The following is a 26,207-nucleotide window of genomic DNA, read 5'->3' as shown; positions in this document are numbered from 1 at the left end:
TCCACAACGGCAGCGCAACGTTGTTTACCTGGCGTAAGTTGCCCAATCCATCTCGTATTCTCCTGATAACTTTCTGACTCTACAACAAGACTGGCGCACACTGCCTGTAACAAGGAGGTGGATGTGTTTTCAATACCCACGGTTGCCGGCGCCGTTCTGTTTAGTTCTCTTCCTCTGCTATGGCTACCGGTTATCCCGGAAAGAGATGGCATTCTTCTGCTTCTGGCTATTGCTCTGGGGTTGGCCGGAATGTTTGGTCGCCTGCGCTGGGTACGTTATCTGGTGCTGTACCTTCTATTACTGAGCTGGAGCCTTCTGGCCGCGAGGCAAATGCTGGACGTGTTTGCTGATTTTGGGCAAAAACCGCTGACTGCCCAGGTGAGAATTACGCGCAGCGATGGTGAAAAACGGCATGAGATACAGATAGTGAAGCTGGACCAGCGCTATCTGTTTCCTGCGCCTGGCGTGGTATTAAGAAATAGCAATCTGCCTGAGTCCGCCTGCGAAGGGCAGATCTGGCAGATGACGCTAAGGCTTCGCCCGGTTCATTCGCAGCTTAACGAGGGTGGTTTTAATGGTCAGCGTTACGCGCTTTCACAGCTTCTGCCGTTTAACGGCAGCGTGCTGAAGGCCAACCTCTTATCCGAACGCTGTAATCTTCGCGGGAAATGGCTACAGCGAGCCAAAAACGCCACTGCGCATCTGCCATGGCAGGGCGTCATTATTGCCCTGGGGTTTGGTGAGCGGATAGACGTTAGCGATGATGTCAAAAAAATTATGCGTTACACCGGCACCGCGCATCTCATGGCAATTTCTGGCTTGCACATTGCGTTAGCCGGGGGCATTGGCTGGCTGTTTGCGCGGGCGCTACAGTTTTGCCTACCGACCTTCCTGATCGGCTATCGTTTTCCCCTGTTAATGAGCTTTAGCATCGCGCTATTTTATACCTGGCTGTCGGGCATGAATCCTCCTGCCGTAAGAACCCTGGTCGGTATGGGGATCTGGCTGGTGCTACGTCTTAGCGGCAGAAAGTGGTCCTCGTGGGAAGTCCTGCTTTGCTGTGTGGCCGGCATTGTGTTTAGTGAACCGCTGGCTATTTTGGCGGAGAGTTTTTGGCTGTCTGCTCTTGCGGTCTGCGGGCTTATCTTTTGGTATCAGTGGGTGCCGCTGCCGCGTATGGCCATCAATCGCTGGCTTCGGCCTTTTGTCGATCTGCTTTACCTACAAACGGGCGTCACGTTACTGCTTATTCCACTTCAGGTGGTTTTATTTCACGGCGTAAGCCTGACCTCGCTGGCAGCCAATCTCTTCGCCGTGCCTTTGATTACGTTCGTTAGCGTTCCTTTGATACTGGCTGGAATGGTATTTGGGGAGTTACCGGGGATTGGCGAGTGGATTTGGTCTCTGGCGGATAAATCGCTGGCAGGCGTATTTGCACTTTTGGTCGGTTTACCTCAAGGCTGGAGGGAGGTGGATCGCCGCTATCAATTTTTGGCGTTCATTGCCTGGTGGGCCGTGATGGTGTGGCGGACAGGCGTTTGGCGAAGTTCTTCTGTAACGGTGGCAACGGTGCTGCTTTTAATGACGTTTCCTTTTTGGCGTAAAAACGATGCCAATAGCTGGGCCGTTCATATGCTTGATGTCGGGCATGGACTCGCGGTTGTTATCGAACGAGAAGGGAAGGCATTACTTTACGACACGGGAAATGCATGGCCAGGCGGTGATGCGGCAAGAGCCGTGATTATTCCGTGGTTAAAATGGCGTAACCTGCAGCCTGAGCAGGTGATTGTCAGCCACGAACATCTTGACCATATTGGCGGACTAAAAAGCCTTCAGCAGCAGTGGCCGGCGCTAAGTATTCGTAGCCCTTTGCGCTGGAAAGGGCATGAACGCTGCTTTCGCCCCCAACAATGGCAGTGGCAGGGGATTCAGTTCGATGTTCTGTGGCCACCGGAAGGGTATGAGGGAACCGGAAATTATCGCTCCTGCGTAGTGAAGGTCAGCCTGGGTGGCTTTAGCCTGTTGCTGACGGGAGATATAGAGGCAAGTGCAGAATTGGCTATGCTAAGAAAGCGCTGGCAAACGTTAAAAGCCGATATTTTGCAGGTTCCTCATCACGGAAGCCGAACATCATCCAGCGGGCCGCTGCTCCGGGCGGTGTCCGGTCGCATGGCGCTGGCTTCAACTTCGCGCTATAACGCCTGGAGGTTACCGTCGCCAAAGATAATCGATCTCTACCGAAAATACGGTTATCAATGGCACGACACCGCGCAGTCAGGGCAGCTGACAATTGAAATAAAGGGTGATAAATGGCAAATCTCTGGCTTTAGAGAACAAATATTGCGCCGTTGGTATCATCAGTGGTTTGGCGTCACCCGTGATAATGGGTAGAATATGCGGCTATTTCATAAAAGGCTGGTTCGACTTAATGCAGAACGATAAAGATCTCTCCACGTGGCAGACTTTCCGCCGGCTCTGGCCGATGATATCCCCATTTAGAACGGGTCTGATTGTGGCTGGGATAGCGTTAATCCTTAATGCTGCGAGCGATACCTACATGCTTTCGCTGCTTAAACCATTACTGGATGATGGTTTTGGTAAAACGGACTCGTCAGTGCTGATATGGATGCCGCTGGCCGTTATTGCCCTGATGGTGCTGCGTGGCATCACAAGCTATGTCTCCAGCTACTGCATTTCATGGGTATCGGGAATGGTGGTCATGAACATGCGTCGTCGTCTGTTCAGCCATATGATGGGCATGCCTGTCGCCTTCTTCGATCAGCAATCTACGGGGACGCTGCTGTCGCGCATTACCTACGATTCCGAACAGGTGGCTTCTTCTTCCTCAAGCGCGCTGATAACCGTGGTGCGTGAAGGCGCCTCTATCATTGGCCTGTTTGTGCTGATGTTCTGGTACAGCTGGCAGCTGTCGGTGATTTTAATCGTGCTGGCCCCAATCGTCTCGTTTGCTATTCGCTTTGTTTCTAAGCGCTTCCGCAATATCAGTAAAAATATGCAAAACACCATGGGGCAGGTGACAACCAGCGCCGAGCAGATGCTGAAGGGCCATAAAGAAGTGCTCATCTTCGGCGGCCAGCAGGTGGAAACCGAACGCTTCGACAAGGTCAGTAACCGCATGCGTAACCAGGGGATGAAGCTGGTTTCTGCTTCCTCTATTTCTGACCCGATTATTCAGCTGATTGCTTCATTCGCTTTAGCCTTTGTGCTGTATGCCGCAAGCTTCCCAAGCGTGATGGAAACGCTCACTGCAGGGACCATCACGGTCGTCTTCTCTTCCATGATTGCGCTGATGCGCCCGCTGAAGTCGCTGACTAACGTTAACGCCCAGTTCCAGCGCGGAATGGCCGCCTGCCAGACGCTGTTCTCTATCCTCGATTCCGAGCAGGAAAAAGACAGTGGCAAACTGGTTATCGAACGCTCTAAAGGCGATGTTGAATTCCGCGATGTTACTTTCACCTATCCAGGGCGTGATGTTCCGGCCCTGCGTGACATCAACCTGATCATTCCGGCAGGCAAAACCGTTGCTCTGGTTGGGCGTTCTGGCTCCGGTAAATCGACGATTGCCAGCCTGATCACCCGTTTCTACGAGCAGGAAAAAGGCAGTATTCTGATTGATGGTCAGGACATCCGCGAGTATACCCTTGCCTCGCTGCGTAACCAGGTTGCGTTAGTCTCCCAGAACGTTCATCTGTTCAATGACACTATCGCCAATAACATTGCCTACGCTCGCACCGAGCAGTTTTCGCGCGAAGATATCGAAAAGGCCGCACGTATGGCCTACGCCATGGACTTCATCAGCAAGATGGATAACGGGCTTGATACCGTGATTGGTGAAAACGGCGTGCTGCTTTCCGGCGGTCAGCGCCAGCGTATCGCTATCGCCCGTGCGCTGCTGCGTGATAGCCCAATCCTGATTCTGGATGAAGCGACCTCTGCGCTTGATACCGAGTCCGAACGCGCTATCCAGGCCGCGCTGGATGAACTGCAGAAAAACCGTACTTCACTGGTTATCGCCCACCGTCTGTCCACTATCGAGCAGGCGGACGAAATCGTGGTGGTGGAAGATGGCCGCATCGTTGAGCGTGGCCCTCACCAGGAGCTGCTGGCTCATCGCGGGGTTTACGCCCAGCTGCATAAGATGCAATTCGGCGAATGATAGAGCGTATCTGGTCGGGAAAATCGCCTCTCTACCTGCTGCTGTTGCCGCTTTCCTGGCTGTATGGCCTGGTCAGCGGCGCTATCCGCCTGTCTTATCGCATAGGCTTGCGTACCTCCTGGCGTGCTCCGGTGCCTGTTGTTGTGGTTGGGAACCTGACGGCGGGCGGCAACGGAAAAACGCCGGTCGTCATCTGGCTTGTAGAGCAACTGCAGCAGCGTGGCGTTCGCGTGGGCGTGGTGTCTCGTGGTTACGGTGGCAAAGCCGCCGCTTATCCTCTGGTGCTTAACGCACAAACTACACCTTCTGAAGCCGGGGATGAGCCAGTGCTTATCTTCCAGCGTACCGGTGCGCCGGTCGCCGTTGCCCCAAAACGCAGCGAGGCTGTGAAAGCCTTGCTGAAGTCTGCGGCTCCGCAAATTATTATCACCGACGATGGTTTGCAGCATTACGCCCTGGCTCGTGATAAAGAAATTGTTGTTATCGACGGCGTACGTCGTTTTGGTAACGGCTGGTGGTTACCCGCAGGGCCAATGCGCGAAAGAGCAGGGCGCCTGCGCAGCGTAGATGCCGTTATCGTTAACGGCGGTGAATCTCTGGCTGGTGAAATTGCCATGCGTCTTAAACCAGGGCTTGCCATTAACGTTCTCAGCGGTGAGCGTCGCCCGTTGGCGGATTTCAGCGACGTTGTGGCTATGGCCGGTATCGGCCATCCACCGCGTTTCTTTGCTACGCTGGAACAGGCCGGCATCACGCCGGTAAAAACCGTTGCGCTGGCCGATCACCAGGCGATTACCGAACAGGATATGCTGAATATTGCGCCGGCTAACCAAACGGTAATGATGACGGAAAAAGATGCGGTGAAATGCCGTGCCTTCGCCGAAGGGCATGCAAACTGGTGGTATTTGCCGGTCGATGCGCAGCTAGATTCACCCCTCGCTGAAACGCTGCTCAAGGAGTTATTGGGGCTGGTGCGTTAGTTTTGCGGCACCGGTTATTTGTTCGCTGATTACAGGTGTGCCATGACCGTTGTGCAACTTTCATTACGAGCAGCCCGGAATCTGCACCTTGCGGCCCAGGGGCTGCTGCAAAAACCTCGCCGCCGGGCGCGTCCCTCTGACGTTGCCGACGCTATCTCCCGCATGTCGCTGCTCCAGATTGATACCATCAATATCGTAGCCCGCAGTCCGTATCTGGTGTTATTCAGCCGCCTTGGGCACTTTGAACCCGGCTGGTTAGATGGGGCGCTGGCAAACGGCGAGCTGATTGAATACTGGGCCCATGAAGCCTGTTTCCTGCCGAAAAAAGATTTTTCGCTTATCCGCCACCGAATGCTGAGCCCGGAAAACATGGGTTGGAAATACCGTCCTGAGTGGATGAAAGAGCATGCGGAAGACATCAGGCAGTTACTCGCTTATATCGCAGAGAACGGCCCTGTACGCTCCGCCGACTTTGAACATCCGCGTAAAGGCGCAGGCGGCTGGTGGGAATGGAAGCCGCAGAAAAAACACCTCGAAGGGCTGTTTACCGCCGGGGAGGTTATGGTTACCGGGCGGCGAAACTTCCAGCGCGTTTATGATTTAACCCATCGGGTTATGCCGCACTGGGACGATGCCCTGCATCTTGTTAGCCAAGCTGAGGCTGAGCGACAGATGCTTGAAAACAGCGCCCGTAGCTTAGGGATCTTTCGCCCTGAATGGCTGGCGGATTACTATCGGCTGAAAAATCTGGCCTTAAAGCCCCTGGTTGAAGCCTGGCTCTTATCGGGCAATGTTATTCGCGTTCAGGTTGATAAGCTGGGCGAGATGCTGGTGCATCATTCGCTGTTGCCACAGCTGGAGAAAGCGCAGCAAAATCAGCTTAATGCCACCCACAGCGCGGTGCTGTCACCGTTTGACCCGGTGGTTTGGGATCGCCGCAGAGCCGAGGCGCTGTTTAACTTTTCTTACCGCCTCGAATGTTATACCCCCGCGGAAAAACGCCGCTTTGGCTACTTTGTTCTGCCGCTGCTGCATAAAGGTGTGCTGGTCGGCAGGATGGATGCCAAAATGCACCGCAAGCAGGGCGAACTGGAGGTGATAAGCCTCTACCTTGAAGAGGGCATTAAGGTGACAGACTCTTTGCAGGCAGGCCTGCGTGGCGCGCTGAGCGATTTTGCACGCTGGCAATCGGCTACGCATCTTACCTTCGGCGTCCTGCCTGCAGAACTGAGAGAAAGCTGGGGAACAGGCTGGGAAATGGCCCCGGCGGGCTAGTCATTTATGCTATTCTGGTGCCGTTGATGGCACTCATCTGGAGTAATTATGGAAAGTCGTTTACTTGAAATCATTGCCTGCCCGGTCTGTAACGGCAAGCTCTACTATAATCAGGAAAAGCAAGAGCTTATCTGCAAGCCGGATGGCCTGGCCTACCCGCTGCGTGACGGTATTCCCGTTTTGCTGGAAAGTGAAGCCCGTACGCTGACTTCAGACGAGACCAATCCATGAGTTTTGTCGCCATTATTCCCGCACGCTATGCGTCCACGCGCCTGCCGGGTAAACCTTTAAAAGACATCAACGGTAAAGCGATGGTCCTGCATGTGCTGGATCGCGCTCGTGAATCCGGCGCTGAGCGTATTATCGTCGCGACCGATCATTCGGAAGTTGCTCGCGTTGTCGAAGCGGCAGGTGGAGAAGTTTGCCTGACCAGCCCCGATCACCAGTCCGGAACCGAACGTCTGGCTGAGGTTATCGAGAAATGTGGTTTCAGCGATGACACGGTTATTGTGAACGTGCAGGGTGACGAGCCAATGATCCCGCCGGTGATTATTCAGCAGGTTGCGAACAACGTCGCTAACAGTAAAGCCGGTATGGCGACGCTTGCGGTGCCTATCGAATCAGCCGAAGAAGCGTTTAACCCAAATGCGGTTAAGGTCGTCATGGATGCACAGGGCTATGCGCTCTATTTTTCACGCGCAACAATTCCGTGGGATCGTGAACGCTTTGCCGCTTCCCGCGAACAGATTGGCGATACCTTCCTGCGTCACATCGGCATTTATGGCTACCGCGCCGGTTTTATCCGCCGCTATGTCAGCTGGGAGCCGAGCCAGCTCGAGCAAATCGAAATGCTTGAGCAGCTTCGCGTCTTGTGGAACGGCGAAAAAATTCACGTTGCCGTGGCGAAAGCCATCCCGAGCATTGGCGTGGATACCCCGGAAGATCTGGAGCGCGTTCGTCTCGCGATGCGTTAATTCACCTTCTGCGCGAAGCATAAAACCGGCTAAACAGGCCGGTTTTTCTTTTTCTGAAATCCAGTTGATCTGGAGTGGTGACAACTTCGCCTGGTGCGCTCATTATTAAATCAACAGTATTACCAGGGGAAATCGGTATGGAATTGCTGCGTAAGGAGTTAAGCCACCTGCTGGGTGAGAAGCTAAGCCGTATTGAGTGCATTAGCGAGCATGCGGAAACTGCGCTTTGGTCGCTCTACGACAGCGGCGGTCATGCCATGCCGTTACTGGCTAAAAGCTTTACCTCGCCGGGCCTGGCGGCACAGCTGGCGTGGAAAATGTCGATGCTGGCGCGTTCCGGTACGGTGAGAATGCCGGTGGTTTACGGCGTGCTCACTCACGAAGAACATCCTGGACCGGATGTTCTGCTGATGGAGCGTCTGCGCGGCGTTCCCGGCGAAGCACCAACCCGCACGCCCAATCGCTGGGAGCAGCTGAAAGATCAGATTGTTGAAGGCCTGCTTGCCTGGCATCGCGTGGACAGCAGCGGCTGTGTAGGCAATGTGGACAGTACACAGGAAAATATCTGGCCGCACTGGTATCGCCAGCGGGTAGAGGTGCTCTGGAGCACGCTCAATCAGTACCAGAACACGGGGTTAACGATGCAGGATAAACGCATCCTGTTTCGCACCCGTGAGTGCCTGCCGCGAATGTTCGAGGATTTTAGCGATAATTGCGTGCTGATCCACGGCAACTTCTCCCTTCGCAGTATGCTCAAGGATTCGCGTAGCGATCAGCTGCTGGCGATGGTGAACCCCGGCGTGATGCTATGGGCTCCGCGGGAATATGAACTGTTTCGCCTCGCTGAGCCGGGCCAGGCCGAGGGTTTGCTTTGGCACTACCTGCAGCGCGCGCCGGTAGCCGAGTCTTTCCTGTGGCGGCGCTGGCTGTATGTATTGTGGGATGAGGTGGCTCAGCTGTTGCAAACCGGCCGTTTGAACCGGCCGGTCTTTGATAATGCGTCGAAGTCGCTACTGCCCTGGCTCTCCTGAGGAGCCTTTCAGCCATTGCCAGATGCGTCCCAGCGTTTCATAGCCCACGCGCTCGCTGTGCATCAGCCATACCGAGTCGGGGATAGCCTTCTCCCACGGATTAAGCGGAGAGGTTATCGCCAGCTGATTGGCCGGTGCCGGGAGCGGATGTAGCCCGGCTTGGGTGAAGAAGATCATCGCGCGTGGAAGATGCGAAGCGGATGTCACCAGGATAAACGGCTGCTGGCCTATCAGCTTCGCCACGGCGTGCGCTTCCTCTTCAGTATCTTTGGGGGAATCGAGGGTGATGATGTCCTCTCTGGAAATCCCAAGACTTTCCGCAACCCTGGCACCGGCCTCCGCCGTGCTAACGGCATTGGTCATCGCCCTGGCTCCGGTAAAGATAAGTTTTGCCCCTGGATTCAGCTGTTTCAGACGAATCGCTTCGGTGAGTCGCGGTAAACTGTTGTTGATCAGGTTGGAGCTGGGAGCCCAGTCCGGGTTCCACGTATAGCCGCCGCCCAGCACCACGATGTAGCGCGCGTTATCACCCTGCTGGCGAGTGGCGTAAGTGTCTTCAATAGGTTTTAACATCCAGTCGGCAACGGGCTGCAGGCTAATCAGGAAAAGCACCAGCCAGCTTGCGGTAAGTAATCCTTTGGCCGTTTTCTGCCAGCGGGTAAACCACAGCAGCGCCAGGCTAACGCCCATGGTCAACAGCAGGAAAGGCAGGGGCAGCAACATCCCGCCAATGATTTTTTTCAGTATAAAAAGCATGAATTTCGGATCCTTTTTAACCATCCGGCAGGTAAACGCCTGTGATATTACACCAGATGGGTTCATTCTCGTCCCGGCTGTGCCAAAATAGCGGTTTTGTCAGATGACCTCTTTTGCCACGGAGCTGTACCCATGGGTGACCGCAATTTTGACGATATTGCCGAGAAGTTTTCGCACAATATCTATGGCACAACCAAAGGCCAGTTGCGGCAGGCGATCCTCTGGCAGGATCTGGATGCTTTTCTTGCTACCCAACCTGCAGCCATAAGGGTGCTGGATGCCGGCGGAGGGGAAGGGCAAACGGCGACCCGATTTGCCGAGCGGGGTCATGAAGTTGTGCTTTGTGATGTGTCCGCCGGGATGATTGCACGTGCAAAAATGCTCGCCCAGGATAAAGGTGTGAGCGACAACATGCATTTTGTACAATCTGCCGCTCAGGATATGGCCCAACGTTTGGAAAGCCCGGTTGATCTGATATTGTTTCATGCGGTGCTCGAGTGGGTCACTGACCCTCAGGCCGTGCTAAAAGCGCTTTGGGATTGTTTGCGTCCCGGCGGCACTTTGTCGCTAATGTTCTACAATGCAAACGGCCTGCTGATGCGAAACATGTTCGTCGGGAACTTCGAATATGTGCTGCAGGGGATGAAAAAAAATAAGCGCAAAACCCTTTCGCCCGACAATCCGCTGCAGCCAGAACAGGTTTACCACTGGCTGGAGCAAATTGGCTGGCAAATTACCGGTAAAACCGGCGTGCGGGTGTTCCACGACTACCTGCGAGATAAACACAAACAACGAGATGGTTTTGACGATTTGCTGACGCTGGAGACGCGTTATTGCCGGCAGGAGCCGTTTATCAGTCTCGGCCGCTATATTCACGTAACCGCGTTTAAGCCGCAGAGCCAAGGATAAATTATGAGTGATTTTTCCCAGACAGTGCCTGAACTGGTTGCCTGGGCCAGGAAAAATGATTTTTCGATTTCGCTGCCCACCGAGCGCCTGACGTTTTTGCTGGCCGTTGCCACCTTAAACGGCGAGCGTCTTGACGGTGAGCTGAGCGAGGGAGAACTCATTGATGCGTTTCGCCACGTGAGCGACGGTTTTGAACAAACCAGCGAAACCATCAACGTGCGCGCCAATAACGCCATCAACGATATGGTACGCCAGCGCCTGCTTAACCGCTTCGTAAGCGAGCTAACCGAAGGCAACGCTATTTATCGCCTGACGCCGCTGGGTATCGGCATTACCGACTACTACATTCGCCAGCGCGAGTTTTCCACGCTGCGCCTGTCTATGCAGCTTTCTATCGTTGCGGGTGAGCTTAAACGCGCCGCTGACGCTGCGGATGAAAATGGCGACGAGTTCCACTGGCACCGTAACGTTTACGCGCCGCTGAAATATTCCGTGGCGGAGATCTTTGACAGCATCGATCTTACCCAACGCATCATGGACGAACAGCAGCAGCAGGTAAAAGATGACATTGCCCAACTGTTGAACAAAGACTGGCGTGCGGCCATTTCGAGCTGTGAGCTGCTGCTGTCGGAGACATCCGGCACGCTGCGTGAACTGCAGGATACGCTGGAGGCCGCGGGGGATAAGCTGCAGGCAAATCTGCTGCGAGTGCAGGACTCTACCCTGGGGCGCGACGACCTTCACTTTGTTGATCGCCTGGTGTTTGACCTGCAAAGCAAACTCGACCGCATTATCAGCTGGGGTCAGCAAGCTATCGACCTGTGGATAGGCTATGACCGCCACGTGCATAAATTTATCCGTACCGCTATCGATATGGATAAAAACCGCGTCTTTGCTCAACGCCTTCGCCAGTCGGTACAAAATTACTTCGATGCGCCATGGGCGCTGACCTATTCCAGCGCCGATCGTCTGCTGGATATGCGTGATGAAGAGATGGCGCTGCGTGATGAAGAAGTGACGGGCGAGTTGCCTAACGAGCTCGAGTTTGAAGAATTTAACGAAATTCGTGAACAGCTGGCGGCGCTGATTGAAGCGGCGCTGCAGGTCTACAAAACGAAGCAAGTGCCCCTTGATTTGGGGGTTGTAGTGCGTGACTACCTCGTGCAATACCCACGCGCACGTCATTTCGACGTTGCACGTATTGTTGTAGACCAGGCGGTACGTCTGGGCGTAGCGGAAGCGGATTTCACAGGATTGCCGGCGAAGTGGCAAACCATTAACGATTACGGAGCCAAGGTACAGGCGCATGTCATCAACAAATATTGAACAAGTGATGCCGGTTAAACTGGCACAGGCGCTGGCCAATCCTCTCTTTCCTGCGCTCGACAGTCAGCTGCGCGCCGGGCGCCACATTGGCCTCGAAGAGCTGGACAATCACGCCTTTTTGATGGATTTCCAGGAATATCTGGAAGAGTTTTACGCGCGCTACAACGTTGAGTTGATTCGCGCGCCGGAAGGTTTTTTCTATCTGCGTCCTCGCTCCACCACGCTCATTCCGCGTTCGGTGCTCTCCGAGTTGGACATGATGGTCGGTAAAATCCTTTGTTATCTCTACCTCAGCCCGGAACGTCTGGCCAACGAAGGCATCTTTACTCAGCAGGAGCTGTACGACGAGTTGCTGACGCTGGCGGATGAAAACAAGCTGCTGAAGCTGGTGAATAACCGCTCTACGGGCTCCGATCTCGACCGTCAGAAACTGCAGGAGAAAGTCCGCGCCTCTCTGACCCGTTTGCGCCGCCTCGGCATGATCTGGTTTATGGGCCATGACAGCAGCAAATTCCGCATCACCGAGTCGGTCTTCCGCTTCGGCGCCGATGTGCGTAGCGGCGATGACCCGCGTGAAGCCCAGCTGCGCATGATTCGCGACGGCGAAGCCATGGCGGTGGAAAGCCGCCTGCAGCTCAACGATGAAAGCGATGAGCCACAACCAGGACTAGATAACGCGGAGGATGAACAGGAATGATTGAACGCGGAAAATTTCGCTCGCTGACGCTGGTTAACTGGAACGGTTTCTTCGCCCGCACCTTCGATCTCGACGAGCTGGTCACCACGCTTTCCGGCGGTAACGGCGCGGGTAAATCCACCACCATGGCGGCCTTCGTCACGGCGCTTATCCCGGATTTAACCCTGCTGCACTTCCGTAACACCACCGAAGCCGGTGCCACCTCGGGCTCTCGCGATAAAGGTCTGCACGGTAAGCTTAAAGCCGGCGTGTGTTACTCCACGCTGGACGTGATCAACTCCCGCCATCAGCGCGTTGTGGTAGGCGTTCGCCTGCAGCAGGTTGCCGGGCGCGATCGTAAAGTCGACATCAAACCTTTTGCTATTCAGGGCCTGCCGACCTCTATTCAGCCGACTCAACTGCTGACCGAAACGCTGAACGAGCGACAGGCTCGCGTGCTCAGCCTGCAGGAGCTGAAGGACAAAGTTGAAGCCATTGAAGGCGTGCAGTTCAAGCAGTTTAACTCCATCACCGACTACCACTCGCTGATGTTCGATCTGGGCATCGTGGCACGTCGCCTGCGCAGTGCCGCAGACCGCAGTAAATACTATCGCCTGATTGAAGCCTCGCTGTACGGCGGGATTTCCAGCGCGATTACCCGCTCCCTGCGTGACTATCTGTTGCCGGAAAACGGCGGCGTGCGTAAAGCCTTCCAGGACATGGAGGCGGCGCTGCGTGAAAACCGCATGACGCTGGAAGCAATTCGCGTTACCCAGTCCGACCGCGACCTGTTCAAACACCTGATTTCGGAAGCGACGGATTACGTGGCAGCGGACTATATGCGCCACGCCAACGAACGGCGTATCCATCTGGATAAAGCGCTGGAGTTTCGCCGCGAACTGCTGACCAGCCGCCAGCAGCTGTCCGCCGAGCAGTATAAGCACGTTGATATGGCGCGTGAGCTGGGCGAGCACAGCGGGGCCGAAGGCGATCTTGAAACCGATTATCAGGCCGCAAGCGATCACCTGAACCTGGTGCAAACGGCGATTCGCCAGCAGGAGAAGATCGAGCGTTACGAAGCTGACCTCGACGAGCTGCAAATTCGCCTTGAAGAGCAAAACGAAATCGTGGCTGAAGCCCACGAGCAGCAGGAAGAAAATGAAGCCCGGGCCGAAGCCGCCGAGCTGGAAGTGGATGAGCTGAAAAGCCAGCTTGCCGATTACCAGCAGGCGCTGGACGTGCAGCAGACGCGTGCGATTCAGTATCAGCAGGCGTTGCAGGCGTTAGAGCGCGCTCGTGAACTGTGTCACCTGCCGGATTTAACCGCCGACAGCGCCGACGAGTGGCTGGACACCTTCAAAGCGAAAGAGATTGAAGCGACAGACAAGCTGCTGTCTCTTGAGCAGAAAATGAGCGTGGCTCAGGCCGCTCATAGCCAGTTCGAACATGCTTATCAGCTGGTGACCGCGATAAGCGGCCCGGTTAGCCGTAGCGACGCGTGGGAAACTGCGCGTGAACTGCTGCGCGACAGCAGCAATCAGCGCCACCTGGCCGAGCAGGTTCAGCCGCTGCGTATGCGCCTTAATGAGCTTGAGCAGCGCCTGCGCGAGCAGCAAGAAGCCGAACGTCTGCTGGCTGATTTCTGCAAACGCCAGGGCAAACAGTTCGATCCTGAAGAGCTTGAAGCACTGCATGAAGAATTAGAAGAGCGGATTGGTGCGCTGCAGCAAACCGTTGCCGATGCCAGCGAGCAGCGTATGGCGCTGCGTCAGGAGCTTGAGCAGCTGCAGGCGAGTATTAAAACGCTGAACCTGCGTGCCCCAAGATGGATTGCAGCCCAAACCAGCCTTTCCCAGCTGTGCGAGCAAAGCGGTGAGCAGTTCGAAGCCAGCCAGCAGGTTACTGAGTACATGCAGCAGCTGCTGGAGCGTGAACGTGAGTCTACCGTTGAGCGTGATGAAGTCGGGGCGCGTAAACGTGCCGTGGATGACGAAATCGAACGCCTCAGCCAGCCTGGCGGTGCAGAAGATCCGCGCCTCAACGCGCTGGCCGAACGCTTTGGCGGCGTCCTGCTGTCTGAAATTTACGATGACATCGGCCTCGAAGATGCGCCGTACTTCTCCGCGCTCTACGGGCCATCCCGCCACGCTATCGTGGTGCCGGATCTTTCCCTGGTGCGCGAGCAGCTGGAAAATCTGGAAGACTGCCCGGAAGACCTTTACCTGATTGAAGGGGATCCGTCTTCGTTCGATGACAGCGTGTTCACCGTTGAAGATATGGGCGCGGCGGTACTTGTCAAAACCGCTGAACGCCAGTGGCGCTATTCGCGCCTGCCGGAACTGCCGCTGTTTGGCCGTGCCGCGCGTGAAAACCGTCTTGAAGCGCTGCACAACGAGCGGGAGTCACTTGCTGAACGTTTTGCCACGCTCTCTTTTGACGTGCAGAAAAACCAGCGCCTGCACCAGTCCTTTAGCCGCTTTATCGGCCAGCATCTGGGCGTGGCGTTTGAAGACGATCCGGAAGCTGAAATTCGCCACCTCAACAGCCGCCGTGGCGAAATTGAGCGGGCGATCAACAACCACGAAAATGACAATCAGCAGCAGCGTCAGCAGTTCGACCTGGCGAAAGAGGGCGTGGCCCAGCTTAACCGCCTGCTGCCGCGCATTAGCCTGCTGAATGACGAAACGCTGGCCGACCGCTGCGACGAAATTCAGGAGCGCCTGGACGAAGCCGAAGAGTCTGCCCGCTTTATTCAGCAGCACGGCAATCAGCTGATTAAGCTGGAAGGTATCGTCAACGTTCTGCAGAGCGATCCTGAACAGTTCGAGCAGCTGAAGGACGATTATGCCCACGCGCAGCAAATTCAACGTGACGCCCGCCAGCGTGCCTTTGCGCTGACCGAAGTCGTGCAGCGTCGCGCTCACTTCAGCTACAGCGATTCTGCGGCCATGCTGGACGGTAATAGCGACCTGAACGAGAAGCTGCGCCAGCGTCTGGAACAGGCTGAAGTCGAGCGTACGCGTTCCCGTGAAGCGCTGCGTCAGCATGCTCAGCAGCTAGGCCAGTACAGCCAGCTGATGGCGTCGCTGAAAAGTTCGTTTGATACCAAGAAAGAGCTGCTGACCGATCTGCACAAAGAGCTGCAGGATATCGGGGTTCGTGCCGATGCCGGGGCAGAAGAAAGGGCTCGTGCGCGCCGGGATGAGCTGCATACTGCGCTTAGCAACAACCGTTCACGCCGTAATCAGCTTGAGAAACAGCTGACCTATTGCGAAGCGGAGATGAATAACCTCACCCGCAAACTGAAGCAGCTTGAGCGTAACTACTTTGAAATGCGCGAGCAGGTTGTGACCGCGAAAGCGGGCTGGTGCGCGGTGATGCGTATGGTGAAAGACAACGGCGTTGAGCGCCGCCTGCACCGTCGTGAACTGGCCTATCTCTCCGGGGACGATCTGCGTTCCATGTCGGATAAAGCGTTGGGTGCCCTGCGCCTGGCCGTTGCGGACAACGAACATCTGCGCGATGTACTGCGTATGTCAGAAGATCCGAAGCGCCCTGAGCGTAAGATTCAGTTCTTCGTTGCGGTTTACCAGCATCTGCGCGAGCGTATCCGTCAGGATATCATCCGTACCGACGACCCGGTTGAAGCCATCGAGCAGATGGAAATTGAGCTGGGACGCCTGACGGAAGAGCTGACCTCGCGCGAGCAGAAGTTGGCTATCAGCTCCCGAAGCGTGGCCAACATTATTCGCAAGACTATTCAGCGTGAGCAGAACCGTATTCGTATGCTTAACCAGGGGCTGCAAAGCGTCTCCTTTGGCCAGGTGAAGAGCGTTCGCCTTAACGTTAACGTGCGAGAGGCGCATGCTACGCTGCTGAACGTCCTTTCCGAGCAGCATGAGCAGCATCAGGATCTGTTTAACAGCAACCGCCTGACCTTCTCAGAAGCGCTGGCGAAACTTTATCAGCGCCTGAACCCGCAGATAGACATGGGCCAGCGCACGCCGCAGACCATTGGCGAAGAGCTGCTGGATTACCGTAACTACCTGGAAATGGAAGTTGAGGTAAACCGTGGCTCGGACGGCTGGCTGCGTGCGGAGAGTGGGGCGCTGTCTACCGGGGAAGCTATCGGGACCGGGATGTCTATCCTGGTGATGGTTGTGCAGAGCTGGGAAGACGAGTCTCAGCGCCTGCGTGGGAAAGACATTTCCCCTTGTCGCCTGCTGTTCCTTGATGAAGCCGCACGTCTGGATGCCAAGTCCATCGCCACGCTGTTTGAGCTGTGTGAACGACTGGAAATGCAATTGATTATTGCGGCGCCAGAAAACATCAGCCCGGAAAAAGGCACCACCTACAAGCTGGTGCGTAAGGTGTTCCAGAACAGCGAACACGTTCACGTTGTTGGCCTGCGTGGCTTTGCTGCCCCGGTACTGCCAGAACCGCAGCCGGGTTCGGAAACGGCAGACGCGTCGTAAAAATCAGCAATCCAGATTGTCAATTTATCAAGCGGGCCCCGGCCCGCTTTTTCTTTGCCACGAACAGTCTTAATCTTTAATTTTCTTTACATTTTGTCAGGCAAATGGTTTTTACTGTTTATATACTAGTGATGAATACTTCCCGCCTTTGACGGTGAGCACAGTAATAAACAGGGGGCAAGGGATGTTGCTTAGAAAAGGTAAAGATTTTCGATTGTCAGCAGTCGGTTACTGCCTGGCGCTCAGTTTCGCTCCACTGTTTGCGGCGCAGGCCGACGAGCCTGCCGTGGTTCCCTCCGACAGCTCTGCTTTTCAGACCGATCGGCCCACGGAACTCAATCAGCCTTTGGCGCAGTCTACGGCAACGGCCACAATGGCCGGTACGTTGCCAACCAACACTTCCACCATGTCTGCCGCGCAAAGCCGCTCGCAGCTTATTGCTGGATTGCCTGCGGGCTACACGCCGGTTTACCTCAACGCGCTGTCGGCCTTTTACGCCGCGCGAGACATGAAGCCAATGTGGGAAAATCGCGATGCGGTAAAAGCCTTTCAGCAGCAGCTGGCGGAAGTCGCCATTGCCGGTATCCAGCCACAGTTTAGCCAATGGGTTGAACTGCTGACCGATCCTGGCGTGAGCGGTATGGCGCGTGATGTGGTGCTGTCCGATGCCATGATGGGCTACCTGCAGTTTGTCTCCGGCATCCCGATTGACGGCAATCGCTGGCTTTATAGCAGCACGCCTTATAAGTTAAAAACGCCGCCGCTTTCGGTGATTAACCAGTGGCAGGTTGCCGTCGACCAGGGTTCACTGGTGAACTTTATTGACAGCCTTGCGCCACAGCATCCGCAATATGCTCAGCTTCACCAGTCTCTGATTCATCTGTTGGGTGATACTCGTCCGTGGCCGCAAATAACCGGTAAAGAGACGCTGAGACCGGGGCAGTGGAGTAATGATGTTGGCGCGCTGCGCGAGATCCTTGCCCGCACAGGTATGCTCCAGGATAAAGCCTCGGGTTCTACCACCGTTGCCGATGTCACGGTAAGCCCGTCAGCGATTAACGTTGAAGATATTCCCGCGTCAGCCGGCAAAAAGCAGCAGGCCGCCGCGCGCGGTGTGTACGGCCGCGACCTTGTTGACGGCGTAAAACGCTTCCAGCAGTGGCAAGGGCTAGGCCCGGACGGCGCGATTGGCCAGCTGACGCGCGACTGGCTTAACGTGACGCCCCAGCAGCGTGCGGCGCTGATAGCGTTGAACATTCAGCGCCTGCGGCTGCTGCCGGACAAACTCGATACCGGCATTATGGTGAACATTCCTAACTATTCGCTGGTTTACTACCTTAACGGCAATGAAGCGCTGGCTTCACGCGTTATCGTTGGACGTCCGGATCGTAAAACCCCGATGATGAGCAGCGCGTTAAATAACGTGGTGGTTAATCCGCCCTGGAACGTGCCGCCGACGCTTGCCCGAAAAGATCTTTTGCCAAAGGTCCGCCAGAACCCAGGCTACCTCGAGCAGCACGGCTATAGCGTGATCCGCGGCTGGAGCAATAACGCTGAGACGATTGACCCGTGGCGCGTTGACTGGTCGACGATTACCGAGAATAACCTGCCGTTCCGCTTCCAGCAAAAACCAGGCACGCAGAACTCGCTTGGGCGCTACAAGTTTAATATGCCAAGTTCAGATGCCATCTATTTGCACGACACGCCTAACCATAACCTCTTCCAGAAGGATGCAAGGGCGCTGAGTTCCGGCTGTGTGCGCGTGAATAAAGCCTCGGAGCTTGCGAACATGTTACTGCAGGATGCCGGGTGGAATGACTCACGTATCTCCAGTACGTTGCAGGAAGGGAATACCAAATACGTGAATATCCGCCATAACATTCCGGTTAATCTCTACTATCTGACGGCGTTTGTCGGGAAAGAAGGGCGAACCGAGTTTCGTACAGATATTTACAATTATGATCTCACTGCGCGATCTGGCGCACAAAACCTCGCAAAAGCCGGGTTATTAATCCGCTAAACGCAACATTTCTAATGAATTAGTGGTCGTAGAAAATGTAAAACCCAGCCGGGCCCGTTGCAGGGCCCGCCGTTGCTGGGTTTTATCGTGCCTTGACTCCCCGGATTCGGGCAGCTATGGTGCGATGGCAGTGCGCAAAAGTGCATATTAAACCATCATTTTATTACCTGTAGACCTGGATATCATGGACAAATTTGACGCTAATCGCCGCAAGCTACTGGCTTTGGGGGGCGTGGCTTTCGGTGCCGCTCTCATGCCTTTGCCGTCGTTTGCCACCCTCTCGACACCACGCCCGCGTATTTTGACTCTCAATAACCTGCATACCGGAGAGTCACTGAAAGCCGAGTTTTTTGATGGCAGAGGCTATATTCAGGATGAATTAGCAAGACTTAATCACTTCTTTCGGGATTACCGGGCGAACAAGATTAAATCGATCGATCCTTCACTGTTTGACCAACTCTATCGCCTGCAGGGGCTGTTGGGTACCAACAAACCGGTGCAGTTGATTTCTGGCTACCGCTCCATCGACACCAATAACGAACTTCGCGCTCACAGCCGCGGCGTAGCGAAAAAAAGCTACCACACCAAAGGCCAGGCGATGGATTTTCATATTGAAGGGGTTTCGTTAAGCAATATTCGCAAAGCGGCATTATCTATGCGCGCAGGTGGTGTAGGATACTACCCCAGCAGCGACTTTGTGCATATTGATACCGGGCCGGTAAGGCACTGGTAAAACAACGGAATCCGGCTTTGTTGCCGGTAATGGAGCAGCATGAACTATCACATTATTCCGGTCACGGCTTTTGCCCAGAACTGTTCTCTTATTTGGTGCGAGGAAACGCAGCAGGCGGCGCTGGTGGATCCCGGCGGCGATGCGGCGCGTATCAAGCAGGAAGTGGCTCAGAAAGGCGTAAAGGTTAGCCAAATTTTGCTGACGCACGGTCATCTCGATCACGTTGGCGCGGCGGCCGAGCTGGCGGCACATTACGGCGCGCCGGTTGTGGGTCCGGAAAAAGAAGATGAGTTCTGGCTGCAGGGCTTGCCGCAGCAAAGCCGAATGTTTGGCCTCGACGAGTGTCAGCCTCTGACGCCGGATCGCTGGTTAAACGAAGGGGAAAGTGTCGCCGTAGGGAATGTGACTTTACAGGTGTTGCATTGTCCGGGGCATACGCCTGGCCATATCGTCTTCTTCGATGAGGCCTCTCGTTTGCTGGTTTCTGGTGATGTCATCTTTAAAGGTGGAGTGGGGCGCAGCGATTTTCCACGCGGTGACCACGCGGCGTTGATTGATTCAATCAAGCGTAAATTGCTGCCGCTGGGGGATGATGTGACCTTTATTCCCGGCCACGGCCCGATGTCTACCCTGGGCTACGAACGTCTGAATAATCCGTTCTTACAGGACGAGCAGCCGGTCTGGTAAATATGTTTTCGAGTAAAAAAAAGAGCCGCTTATGCGGCTCTTTTGCTTTTTGCTGGCTGTAGTTTTACAGCACGGCCACGATGGCTTCACACAGCGGCGCCATGTTATCCGGGGTCATGCCCGCCACGTTGACGCGGCCGGATGCCACGGCGTAAACGCCAAACTCTTCGCGCAGGCGCAGCACCTGTTCTTTGGTCAGGCCGCTGAACGAGAACATCCCGTTTTGATTGATGATGAAGCTGAAGTCGCGGTTGGCGCCTTTCTCCTGCAGGGTATTCACAAACAGCTGACGCATACGGTGAATGCGCTGGCGCATGTCGGTCAGCTCTTGTTCCCACATGGTACGCAGCGCGTCATTGCTGAGAATGGTTGCCACGACGGAGGCACCGTGCGCAGGTGGGTTAGAATAGTTGGCGCGAATAACCGATTTCACCTGGCTGAATGAACGGTCAGCGGTGTCGGCATCGGTGGCAACCAGCGTGAAAGCGCCTACGCGTTCGTTGTACAGGCCGAAGTTCTTGGAATAGGAACTCGCCACCAGCAGCTCTTTGTGGCCGGCAGCAAAAATACGCAGGCCTTCCGCATCCTCTTCCAGACCGCGGGCAAAGCCCTGGTAGGCGAAGTCAAACAGCGGCAGCCAGCCTTTGGCCAGTGACATTTCTGCCAGCGTTTTCCACTGTTCGGCGGTAGGATCGATCCCGGTAGGGTTATGGCAGCAGCCGTGGAACAGCACCACGTCACCGGCTTCGGCAGCCTGCAGGCTGGCAACCAGACCATCAAAGTCCAGGCTGTGATTTTCCGCATCATAGTAGGCGTACTCTTTCACTTCCAGACCGGCGGCGTTAAACACGCTTTTGTGGTTAGGCCAGCTTGGGTTGCTTACCCAAACGCGTTTCGCTGAGGTATTTTTTGCCAGGAAGTCAGCGGCCACGCGCAGCGCACCGGTACCGCCTGGGGTTTGCGCGGTACGAGCACGTTTGTCGGCAATCAGGGCATTGCCTTTACCGAACAGCAGCTCTTGCGTGCAGCGGCCAAATTCTGGAATACCATCAATACCCAGATAGTTCTTGGTGGTCTCATTTTCCAGCAGATACAGCTCGGCTTTCTTAACGCTGGTCAGTACCGGCGTTTTACCGGTCTCGTCCTTATAGACCCCGATGCCGAGGTTGATTTTGGTTGGACGATCGTCGGCGCGAAACAGGTCGGCCAGACCAAGAATAGGATCGGCAGGGGCAGCGGTAATGTTCTCAAACATGACGGGTTCCATTAGTGATATCGGGGGAAATCGCTTTCAGGTTAACTGCTGTTTTACGAATTGCCAACCGTTTGCGACAAAAAGAGACGGTTAGCGATAACATCGGGTTTATTCTACTTTTTTGCCATAAAAAAACAGGGCCGAAGCCCTGTTTTTAAACATTTCAGACAAACAAATGGCTGAAATTAGAACTGGTAAACGATACCAACAGCAACGGTGTCGTCTGCACCCACGCCCAGCTTGTTGTTTTTATCGATCTGGTTGATCTGATAGTCAACATAGGTGGACATGTTTTTGTTGAAGTAGTAAGTCGCGCCGATATCAATGTAGTTGAGGTAATCTTCGCTGCCGATACCTTCAACATTTTTCGCTTTAGATTTGTAGTAAGCGATGGATGGACGCAGACCGAAATCGAACTGGTACTGTGCTACAACGGAGAAGTCCTGAGTTTTGTTCAGGAAGCCATCGGTACCGTTGATGGTCAGACGGGTAGCGTTGCGGCTTTCACCGTACAGCGCGGCCAGGTAGATGTTGTTCGCATCATATTTCAGGCCGGTAGCCCACTGCTCTGCTTTAGCGCCGTGACCGTATGTCAGGGCTTGCTGATCGTTAGTGCGGTCAGCCGCGCCGTAAGCACCTACGATGCCGAAGCCATCAACGGTGTAGCTTGCGGAGCTTGCCCAGCCGTCACCGTTAGAGCGGGTTGCGTTGCCAGCACGATCGTTTTTGCCCAGGTACTGAACGCCGAAGTCCAGACCGTCAACCAGGCCGAAGAAACCGCTGTTACGGTAAGTTGCGAGACCACCGTTACGGCCGGAGAAGAAGTTGTCGCTGTTGCCGGTGTCACCGCCGAACTCTGGCAGCATGTCGGTTACGCCGATTGCGTCGTAAACCAGACCGTAGTTACGACCGTAGTCGAAGGAGCCAGCATCACCGAATTTCAGACCCGCGAAGGCCAGACGGGTTTTGTTCCCTTTCTGAGCGTCAGCACCTTCAGAGTTGTTACCCTGGAAGTTGTATTCCCACTGGCCGTAACCGGTCAGTTGGCTGTTAATTTGAGTTTCGCCTTTGAAGCCAAGACGGGCGTAAGTTTTGTCGCCGTTACCCTGAGCGTTCGCACCGTTATCTTTAGCGAAGTAATGCAGACCTACCGCTTTACCGTACAGGTCTACTTTGTTGCCGTCTTTGTTATAGATTTCTGCAGCGTTTGCTGCACCGGCTACCAGCAGAGCAGGGATTACCACTGCCAGAATATTGCGCTTCATCATTATTTATTACCCTCATTGTGGTTTTTATGGACACCTGCCACTGCCGTCAATAATTCTTTACGGAACTATTGAGGATAGTTTGGTGTCTTTCTGTATCTGTCTGGCATCTTTCCATCCATGAAACCGTTTCGCTAGCCTGAAAGTGCTACAAATGTCTAAACTGAGTTTCAAAAGGAAAATATGTGTAACTAAATGTTAATATCAGGGAACTTTGTGAACCATTTCAAATTTCGCTCTTAATGCAACCCGAATGCGCAATTTCTAATCATATATATATGAATTACTTATGTTTAATCCGCATAAAGCTATTTGGTGAATGTTTCTTGTTCACAATTGTTCATTTTTTGACTTGTTTTTAGATGGCTGGATGGCTGTGTGAAAAATGTACAAATGTGCTATGCCCATCACTATTTGAAAGCGCGAGCAAACTTAAGCGCAATTTTTGTTAAAGAATGTGAGGCAGAAATAGTTGGTAACGGGGTTGTCGGGAAAGAGGGTTGAAATTGACGTTTGTTTAACGAGCGTTGAAGAAAATAGACCTTTTATGCTGAAACGTAAAAAAGGCCAGCGGAAGCTGGCCTTTTGGTTTTCTCTGGCTTAGAAGCTGGCGTTACGCGGCGTACGTGGGAACGGAATCACATCGCGCACGTTCTGAACGCCGGTGACATAGGCGATCAGACGCTCAAAGCCCAGGCCAAAACCTGAATGCGGTACGGTGCCGTAGCGACGCAGGTCGCGGTACCACCAGTAATCTTCTTTATTCAGGCCCATTTCAGCCATGCGCGCGTCCAGCACATCCAGGCGCTCTTCACGCTGGGAGCCACCGATGATTTCGCCGATGCCCGGGGCCAGAACGTCCATAGCGGCAACGGTTTTACCGTCTTCGTTAAGGCGCATATAGAAAGCTTTAATGTCTTTCGGGTAGTTTTTCACCACCACCGGTGCCTTGAAGTGCTGCTCGGCCAGGTAACGTTCGTGCTCGGATGAAAGATCGACCCCCCAGTAAACCGGGTTTTCGAACTTGTGGCCGCAGTTCAGCAGGATTTCAACCGCGTCGGTGTAGTCCACCTGGGCGAAGTCTGCGGAGATGAAGCGTTCCAGACGCTCAATCGCTTCTTTGTCGACGCGTTCAGCAAAGAACTTCATGTCGTCCATGCGTTCATCCAGTACGGCCTTAAAGACGTACTTCAGCATCGCTTCTGCCAGTCCGGCCACATCGTCCAGGTCGGCAAAGGCCACTTCTGGCTCCAGCATCCAGAACTCGGCCAGGTGGCGGCTGGTGTTGGAGTTTTCTGCGCGGAAGGTTGGCCCGAAGGTATAAACCTTGGACAGCGCGCTCGCGTACGTTTCGCCGTTCAGCTGGCCGGAAACGGTCAGGAAGGCTTCTTTACCGAAGAAGTCTTTGTCGAAGTCGACTTTGCCTTCCGGAGTGCGAGGCAGGTTTTCCAGATCCAGCGTGGAGACGCGGAACATCTCGCCGGCACCTTCGGTATCCGAAGCGGTGATCAGCGGGGTGGATACCCAGAAATAACCATTTTCGTGGAAGAAGCGGTGCAGCGCCTGAGCCAGCGTGTGACGAACGCGGGCAACGGCACCAATCATGTTGGTGCGCGGGCGCAGGTGAGCCACTTCGCGGAGGTATTCGATGCTGTGGCGTTTGGCCGCCATCGGATAGGTATCCGGATCGTCAACCCAGCCGGTAACTTCAACTTTGGTTGCCTGGAGTTCGAACGCCTGGCCCTGGCCCTGAGATTCGACCACAACGCCGGTAACAATCACCGAACAGCCGGTGGTCAGGCGCAGAACGTCTTCATTGTAATTGGGCAGAGAATTATTAATGACGGCCTGTACAGGATCAAAGCAGGAACCGTCATAGACGGCGAGGAAGGAGATACCAGCTTTTGAATCTCTTCGAGTACGCACCCATCCGCGCACGGTGACTTCGCTGTCAACGGCGGCACGGCCCTGGAGTACGTCGGCTACAGGCACAACGCTCATAGTTTTCTCTCTATTAAATGGTCAATGACAAAAAAAATAGTAACCCACAGATGGGGGTTATCTATGTTACCTGTCACGCGCCATCAGACAAGCAGAATTCGCGTTGCTTATGAAGAAATAAAGGAAAGAGAGAAGCGCGGTGAATAGCAAAGCCTCTATTCACCGATTATCGCTGAATCAGCTGGCTTTTTTGACCAGCGGAAGGTCGAAGGCTTTGCGTAATGCTCGCACAAAGGCTTTATCGTGGCAGATGGTTTTACCCGGGCTGTCTGAAAGCTTGGCGACCGGCTTGCCGTTACACTCTACAAGCTTAATCACGATGTTCAGCGGCTTGACCTGTGGGATGTCGCAGGTCAGGCGGGTGCCAATACCAAAGCTGAGGTTAACCCGGGATGAGAAGCGGCGGTAAAGTTCCACGGCCTTGTTCAAATCCAGGTTGTCAGAAAACACCAGCACCTTGCTCAGTGGGTCGATGCCAAGTTTTTGATAGTGGGCAATGGCTTTTTCACCCCACTCGATCGGGTCACCCGAGTCGTGGCGCAGCCCCTGATAGCGGGTAGCAAATTCCTGCCCGAAGTCACGCAGGAAAGCGTCCATGGTAATACAGTCGGTCAGGGCAATCCCTAACTGGTCAGGATACTCGTCCAGCCAGGCCTGCAGCGCCGCGCGCTGGCTATTCGCCAGATCGGGGCTTATCTGTTGATGTGCCTGGAACCATTCGTGAGCCTGCGTGCCCATCGGCGTCAGGTCAAGACGGCGGGCCAGATCGTAGTTGCTGGTGCCGATGAACCACGGCTCCTGCTTAAGACGCTGAACGATAGCCTGCTGTACTTCGCGAGAGAAGCGGCGGCGAGTGCCGAAGTCCATCAATCGGAAATGGGAAAGATCGACCCCCGCGGTCAGCGCGTTAAATTCCTGAAGCTTGGTTTCCAGGTGGTCCAGAGCCATTTGGGGCGTAACGCCCGGGGCGCGATGCTGGTGAACGACTTCACTTATAACTGCCAGCAGGGGAACTTCCCACATGATGACTTCCCGCCACGGTCCGCTGAGGCGGATATCTAAATGACCGTGATTATTGGTCACCTGGACCTGCGAAGGGTCATAGCGGAAGTCGCGCAGCCAGTCGAGATAATCGGCTTTGAAAAAAGGCAGGCTTTTAAGCCAGTGAAATTCTTCATCGCTGAGGTGAAGGTGCTGCATAGCCGCTACCTGCTCACGAATGGCGTCGGCATGAATGCCCAGCAGATCGTCGCCGCGGCAGCGGAATTCCGCTGCGACGTTAACGTCGTAATAGCGGTGGTAAACCGCTTGCTGCATATGAAGCTTATAGGCGTCAGTATCCAGAAGCGTTTGCAAAATCGGGGAAGCGTGTCGTGTCATGGCGCGTTTCAGCATCCTCTCACAGGAGCGTTTCCATCAGTCCGGGCAAATAAAGACGCGGGAGTATACCTTGATTATCCGTTTATTGAAGCAAGATCACAACATTAGGGGGGGCGGGGGGAAAGGGCAATTTGTGCCATAACGGGGTTATGCACAAAGCAACACGTTGATATGATTATGTTTAGAGTACTAAACAAAATGTGCGATTACGCCCTGATAGTCGCGTCTTCTCTAAGGTGCATGGTCACCAAAGTACTACGCTGAGCCGCTAAAATTTTTTGGCCGCA

The 26,207-nt window shown here is 54.6% G+C and carries 19 protein-coding genes; 14 read left to right on the top strand and 5 right to left on the bottom strand.

Going from position 1 to position 26,207, the window contains the following annotated elements; translation table 11 throughout:
* Positions 1 to 123 precede the first annotated feature (123 nt).
* The 7 genes from JT31_RS05000 to JT31_RS04970 all read left to right on the top strand — a co-directional run bounded on the left by JT31_RS05000 (position 124) and on the right by JT31_RS04970 (position 8,437).
* Positions 124 to 2,391 (top strand): ComEC family protein, encoded by a 2,268-nt coding sequence (locus JT31_RS05000; protein ID WP_052048972.1) that lies wholly within the window; start codon positions 124 to 126, stop codon positions 2,389 to 2,391.
* 37 nt (positions 2,392 to 2,428) lie between these two features.
* A complete protein-coding gene (gene msbA, locus JT31_RS04995; protein WP_038474032.1) occupies positions 2,429 to 4,177 on the top strand; it encodes a lipid A ABC transporter ATP-binding protein/permease MsbA in 1,749 nt (582 codons plus the stop codon).
* The gene (gene lpxK / locus JT31_RS04990; protein WP_038474029.1) at positions 4,174 to 5,157 is read left to right on the top strand and encodes a tetraacyldisaccharide 4'-kinase; all 984 of its coding nucleotides are present in this window, start codon (positions 4,174 to 4,176) and stop codon (positions 5,155 to 5,157) included. The genes msbA and lpxK overlap by 4 nt, the downstream gene beginning before the upstream one ends.
* Before the next feature lie 42 nt (positions 5,158 to 5,199).
* The gene (locus tag JT31_RS04985) at positions 5,200 to 6,432 is read left to right on the top strand and encodes a winged helix-turn-helix domain-containing protein (RefSeq protein WP_038474026.1); all 1,233 of its coding nucleotides are present in this window, start codon (positions 5,200 to 5,202) and stop codon (positions 6,430 to 6,432) included.
* Positions 6,433 to 6,480: 48 nt separating this feature from the next.
* A complete protein-coding gene (gene ycaR, locus JT31_RS04980; RefSeq protein WP_008461191.1) occupies positions 6,481 to 6,663 on the top strand; it encodes a protein YcaR in 183 nt (60 codons plus the stop codon).
* Positions 6,660 to 7,406 carry a 3-deoxy-manno-octulosonate cytidylyltransferase gene (gene kdsB / locus JT31_RS04975; RefSeq protein WP_038474021.1) on the top strand — a complete coding sequence of 249 codons (747 nt, stop codon included), beginning with the start codon at positions 6,660 to 6,662 and terminating at the stop codon, positions 7,404 to 7,406. Before ycaR ends, kdsB begins: the two co-directional genes overlap by 4 nt.
* 137 nt (positions 7,407 to 7,543) lie before the next feature.
* Positions 7,544 to 8,437: a YcbJ family phosphotransferase gene (locus JT31_RS04970; RefSeq protein ID WP_038474019.1), complete on the top strand. Its 894-nt coding sequence runs from the start codon at positions 7,544 to 7,546 to the stop codon at positions 8,435 to 8,437.
* Here the strand turns inward: JT31_RS04970 and elyC are convergent.
* The gene (elyC, locus tag JT31_RS04965) at positions 8,417 to 9,193 is read right to left on the bottom strand and encodes an envelope biogenesis factor ElyC (RefSeq protein WP_038482806.1); all 777 of its coding nucleotides are present in this window, start codon (positions 9,191 to 9,193) and stop codon (positions 8,417 to 8,419) included. The two genes, JT31_RS04970 and elyC, sit on opposite strands and share 21 nt — an antisense overlap.
* Before the next feature lie 132 nt (positions 9,194 to 9,325).
* Here elyC and cmoM point away from each other — a divergent pair, with 132 nt between their 5' ends.
* From cmoM to JT31_RS04930, 7 genes are all read left to right on the top strand, one after another.
* Positions 9,326 to 10,102, top strand: coding sequence for a tRNA uridine 5-oxyacetic acid(34) methyltransferase CmoM (gene cmoM / locus JT31_RS04960; protein ID WP_038474017.1), 777 nt, complete (start codon positions 9,326 to 9,328; stop codon positions 10,100 to 10,102).
* A 3-nt stretch (positions 10,103 to 10,105) separates the two neighbouring features.
* A complete protein-coding gene (gene mukF, locus JT31_RS04955; protein WP_038474015.1) occupies positions 10,106 to 11,428 on the top strand; it encodes a chromosome partition protein MukF in 1,323 nt (440 codons plus the stop codon).
* The gene (gene mukE, locus JT31_RS04950; protein WP_038474013.1) at positions 11,409 to 12,125 is read left to right on the top strand and encodes a chromosome partition protein MukE; all 717 of its coding nucleotides are present in this window, start codon (positions 11,409 to 11,411) and stop codon (positions 12,123 to 12,125) included. The genes mukF and mukE overlap by 20 nt, the downstream gene beginning before the upstream one ends.
* Entirely contained in the window at positions 12,122 to 16,579 is a 4,458-nt protein-coding gene (gene mukB, locus JT31_RS04945) for a chromosome partition protein MukB (protein WP_038474011.1), read from the top strand. Before mukE ends, mukB begins: the two co-directional genes overlap by 4 nt.
* Before the next feature lie 184 nt (positions 16,580 to 16,763).
* On the top strand, positions 16,764 to 18,599 hold the full coding sequence (ldtD, locus tag JT31_RS04940; protein ID WP_038474008.1) for a L,D-transpeptidase: 1,836 nt from the start codon (positions 16,764 to 16,766) through the stop codon (positions 18,597 to 18,599).
* A 184-nt stretch (positions 18,600 to 18,783) separates the two neighbouring features.
* Positions 18,784 to 19,332 (top strand): YcbK family protein, encoded by a 549-nt coding sequence (locus tag JT31_RS04935; protein ID WP_038474005.1) that lies wholly within the window; start codon positions 18,784 to 18,786, stop codon positions 19,330 to 19,332.
* Positions 19,333 to 19,371: 39 nt separating this feature from the next.
* Positions 19,372 to 20,019 (top strand): MBL fold metallo-hydrolase, encoded by a 648-nt coding sequence (locus JT31_RS04930; RefSeq protein ID WP_038474002.1) that lies wholly within the window; start codon positions 19,372 to 19,374, stop codon positions 20,017 to 20,019.
* Between the two features lie 64 nt (positions 20,020 to 20,083).
* Here the strand turns inward: JT31_RS04930 and JT31_RS04925 are convergent, their stop codons facing one another.
* The 4 genes from JT31_RS04925 to pncB all read right to left on the bottom strand — a co-directional run bounded on the left by JT31_RS04925 (position 20,084) and on the right by pncB (position 25,920).
* Complete coding sequence (locus JT31_RS04925) at positions 20,084 to 21,274, bottom strand: amino acid aminotransferase (protein WP_038474000.1); 1,191 nt, start codon at positions 21,272 to 21,274, stop codon at positions 20,084 to 20,086.
* A gap of 185 nt (positions 21,275 to 21,459) precedes the next feature.
* Complete coding sequence (gene ompF / locus JT31_RS04920) at positions 21,460 to 22,542, bottom strand: porin OmpF (protein ID WP_038473998.1); 1,083 nt, start codon at positions 22,540 to 22,542, stop codon at positions 21,460 to 21,462.
* 597 nt (positions 22,543 to 23,139) lie between these two features.
* Positions 23,140 to 24,540, bottom strand: coding sequence for an asparagine--tRNA ligase (asnS, locus tag JT31_RS04915; protein WP_038473995.1), 1,401 nt, complete (start codon positions 24,538 to 24,540; stop codon positions 23,140 to 23,142).
* Positions 24,541 to 24,717: 177 nt separating this feature from the next.
* Positions 24,718 to 25,920 carry a nicotinate phosphoribosyltransferase gene (pncB, locus tag JT31_RS04910; protein ID WP_038482803.1) on the bottom strand — a complete coding sequence of 401 codons (1,203 nt, stop codon included), beginning with the start codon at positions 25,918 to 25,920 and terminating at the stop codon, positions 24,718 to 24,720.
* Positions 25,921 to 26,207: the final 287 nt, after the last annotated feature.

Source organism: Cedecea neteri (genome assembly GCF_000757825.1).
In the GTDB taxonomy this organism is placed as follows: Bacteria; Pseudomonadota; Gammaproteobacteria; order Enterobacterales; family Enterobacteriaceae; genus Cedecea; species Cedecea selenatireducens.
This window is presented reverse-complemented; position numbering and strand designations above follow the sequence as displayed.

Coding starts and splice junctions, on each gene's coding strand:
- msbA (WP_038474032.1), top strand. CDS start 2,429: ATGCAGAACGATAAAGATCTCTCCACGTGGCAGACTTTCCGCCGGCTC.
- lpxK (WP_038474029.1), top strand. CDS start 4,174: ATGATAGAGCGTATCTGGTCGGGAAAATCGCCTCTCTACCTGCTGCTG.
- JT31_RS04985 (WP_038474026.1), top strand. CDS start 5,200: ATGACCGTTGTGCAACTTTCATTACGAGCAGCCCGGAATCTGCACCTT.
- ycaR (WP_008461191.1), top strand. CDS start 6,481: ATGGAAAGTCGTTTACTTGAAATCATTGCCTGCCCGGTCTGTAACGGC.
- kdsB (WP_038474021.1), top strand. CDS start 6,660: ATGAGTTTTGTCGCCATTATTCCCGCACGCTATGCGTCCACGCGCCTG.
- JT31_RS04970 (WP_038474019.1), top strand. CDS start 7,544: ATGGAATTGCTGCGTAAGGAGTTAAGCCACCTGCTGGGTGAGAAGCTA.
- elyC (WP_038482806.1), bottom strand. CDS start 9,193: ATGCTTTTTATACTGAAAAAAATCATTGGCGGGATGTTGCTGCCCCTG.
- cmoM (WP_038474017.1), top strand. CDS start 9,326: ATGGGTGACCGCAATTTTGACGATATTGCCGAGAAGTTTTCGCACAAT.
- mukF (WP_038474015.1), top strand. CDS start 10,106: ATGAGTGATTTTTCCCAGACAGTGCCTGAACTGGTTGCCTGGGCCAGG.
- mukE (WP_038474013.1), top strand. CDS start 11,409: ATGTCATCAACAAATATTGAACAAGTGATGCCGGTTAAACTGGCACAG.
- mukB (WP_038474011.1), top strand. CDS start 12,122: ATGATTGAACGCGGAAAATTTCGCTCGCTGACGCTGGTTAACTGGAAC.
- ldtD (WP_038474008.1), top strand. CDS start 16,764: ATGTTGCTTAGAAAAGGTAAAGATTTTCGATTGTCAGCAGTCGGTTAC.
- JT31_RS04935 (WP_038474005.1), top strand. CDS start 18,784: ATGGACAAATTTGACGCTAATCGCCGCAAGCTACTGGCTTTGGGGGGC.
- JT31_RS04930 (WP_038474002.1), top strand. CDS start 19,372: ATGAACTATCACATTATTCCGGTCACGGCTTTTGCCCAGAACTGTTCT.
- JT31_RS04925 (WP_038474000.1), bottom strand. CDS start 21,274: ATGTTTGAGAACATTACCGCTGCCCCTGCCGATCCTATTCTTGGTCTG.
- ompF (WP_038473998.1), bottom strand. CDS start 22,542: ATGATGAAGCGCAATATTCTGGCAGTGGTAATCCCTGCTCTGCTGGTA.
- asnS (WP_038473995.1), bottom strand. CDS start 24,540: ATGAGCGTTGTGCCTGTAGCCGACGTACTCCAGGGCCGTGCCGCCGTT.
- pncB (WP_038482803.1), bottom strand. CDS start 25,920: ATGACACGACACGCTTCCCCGATTTTGCAAACGCTTCTGGATACTGAC.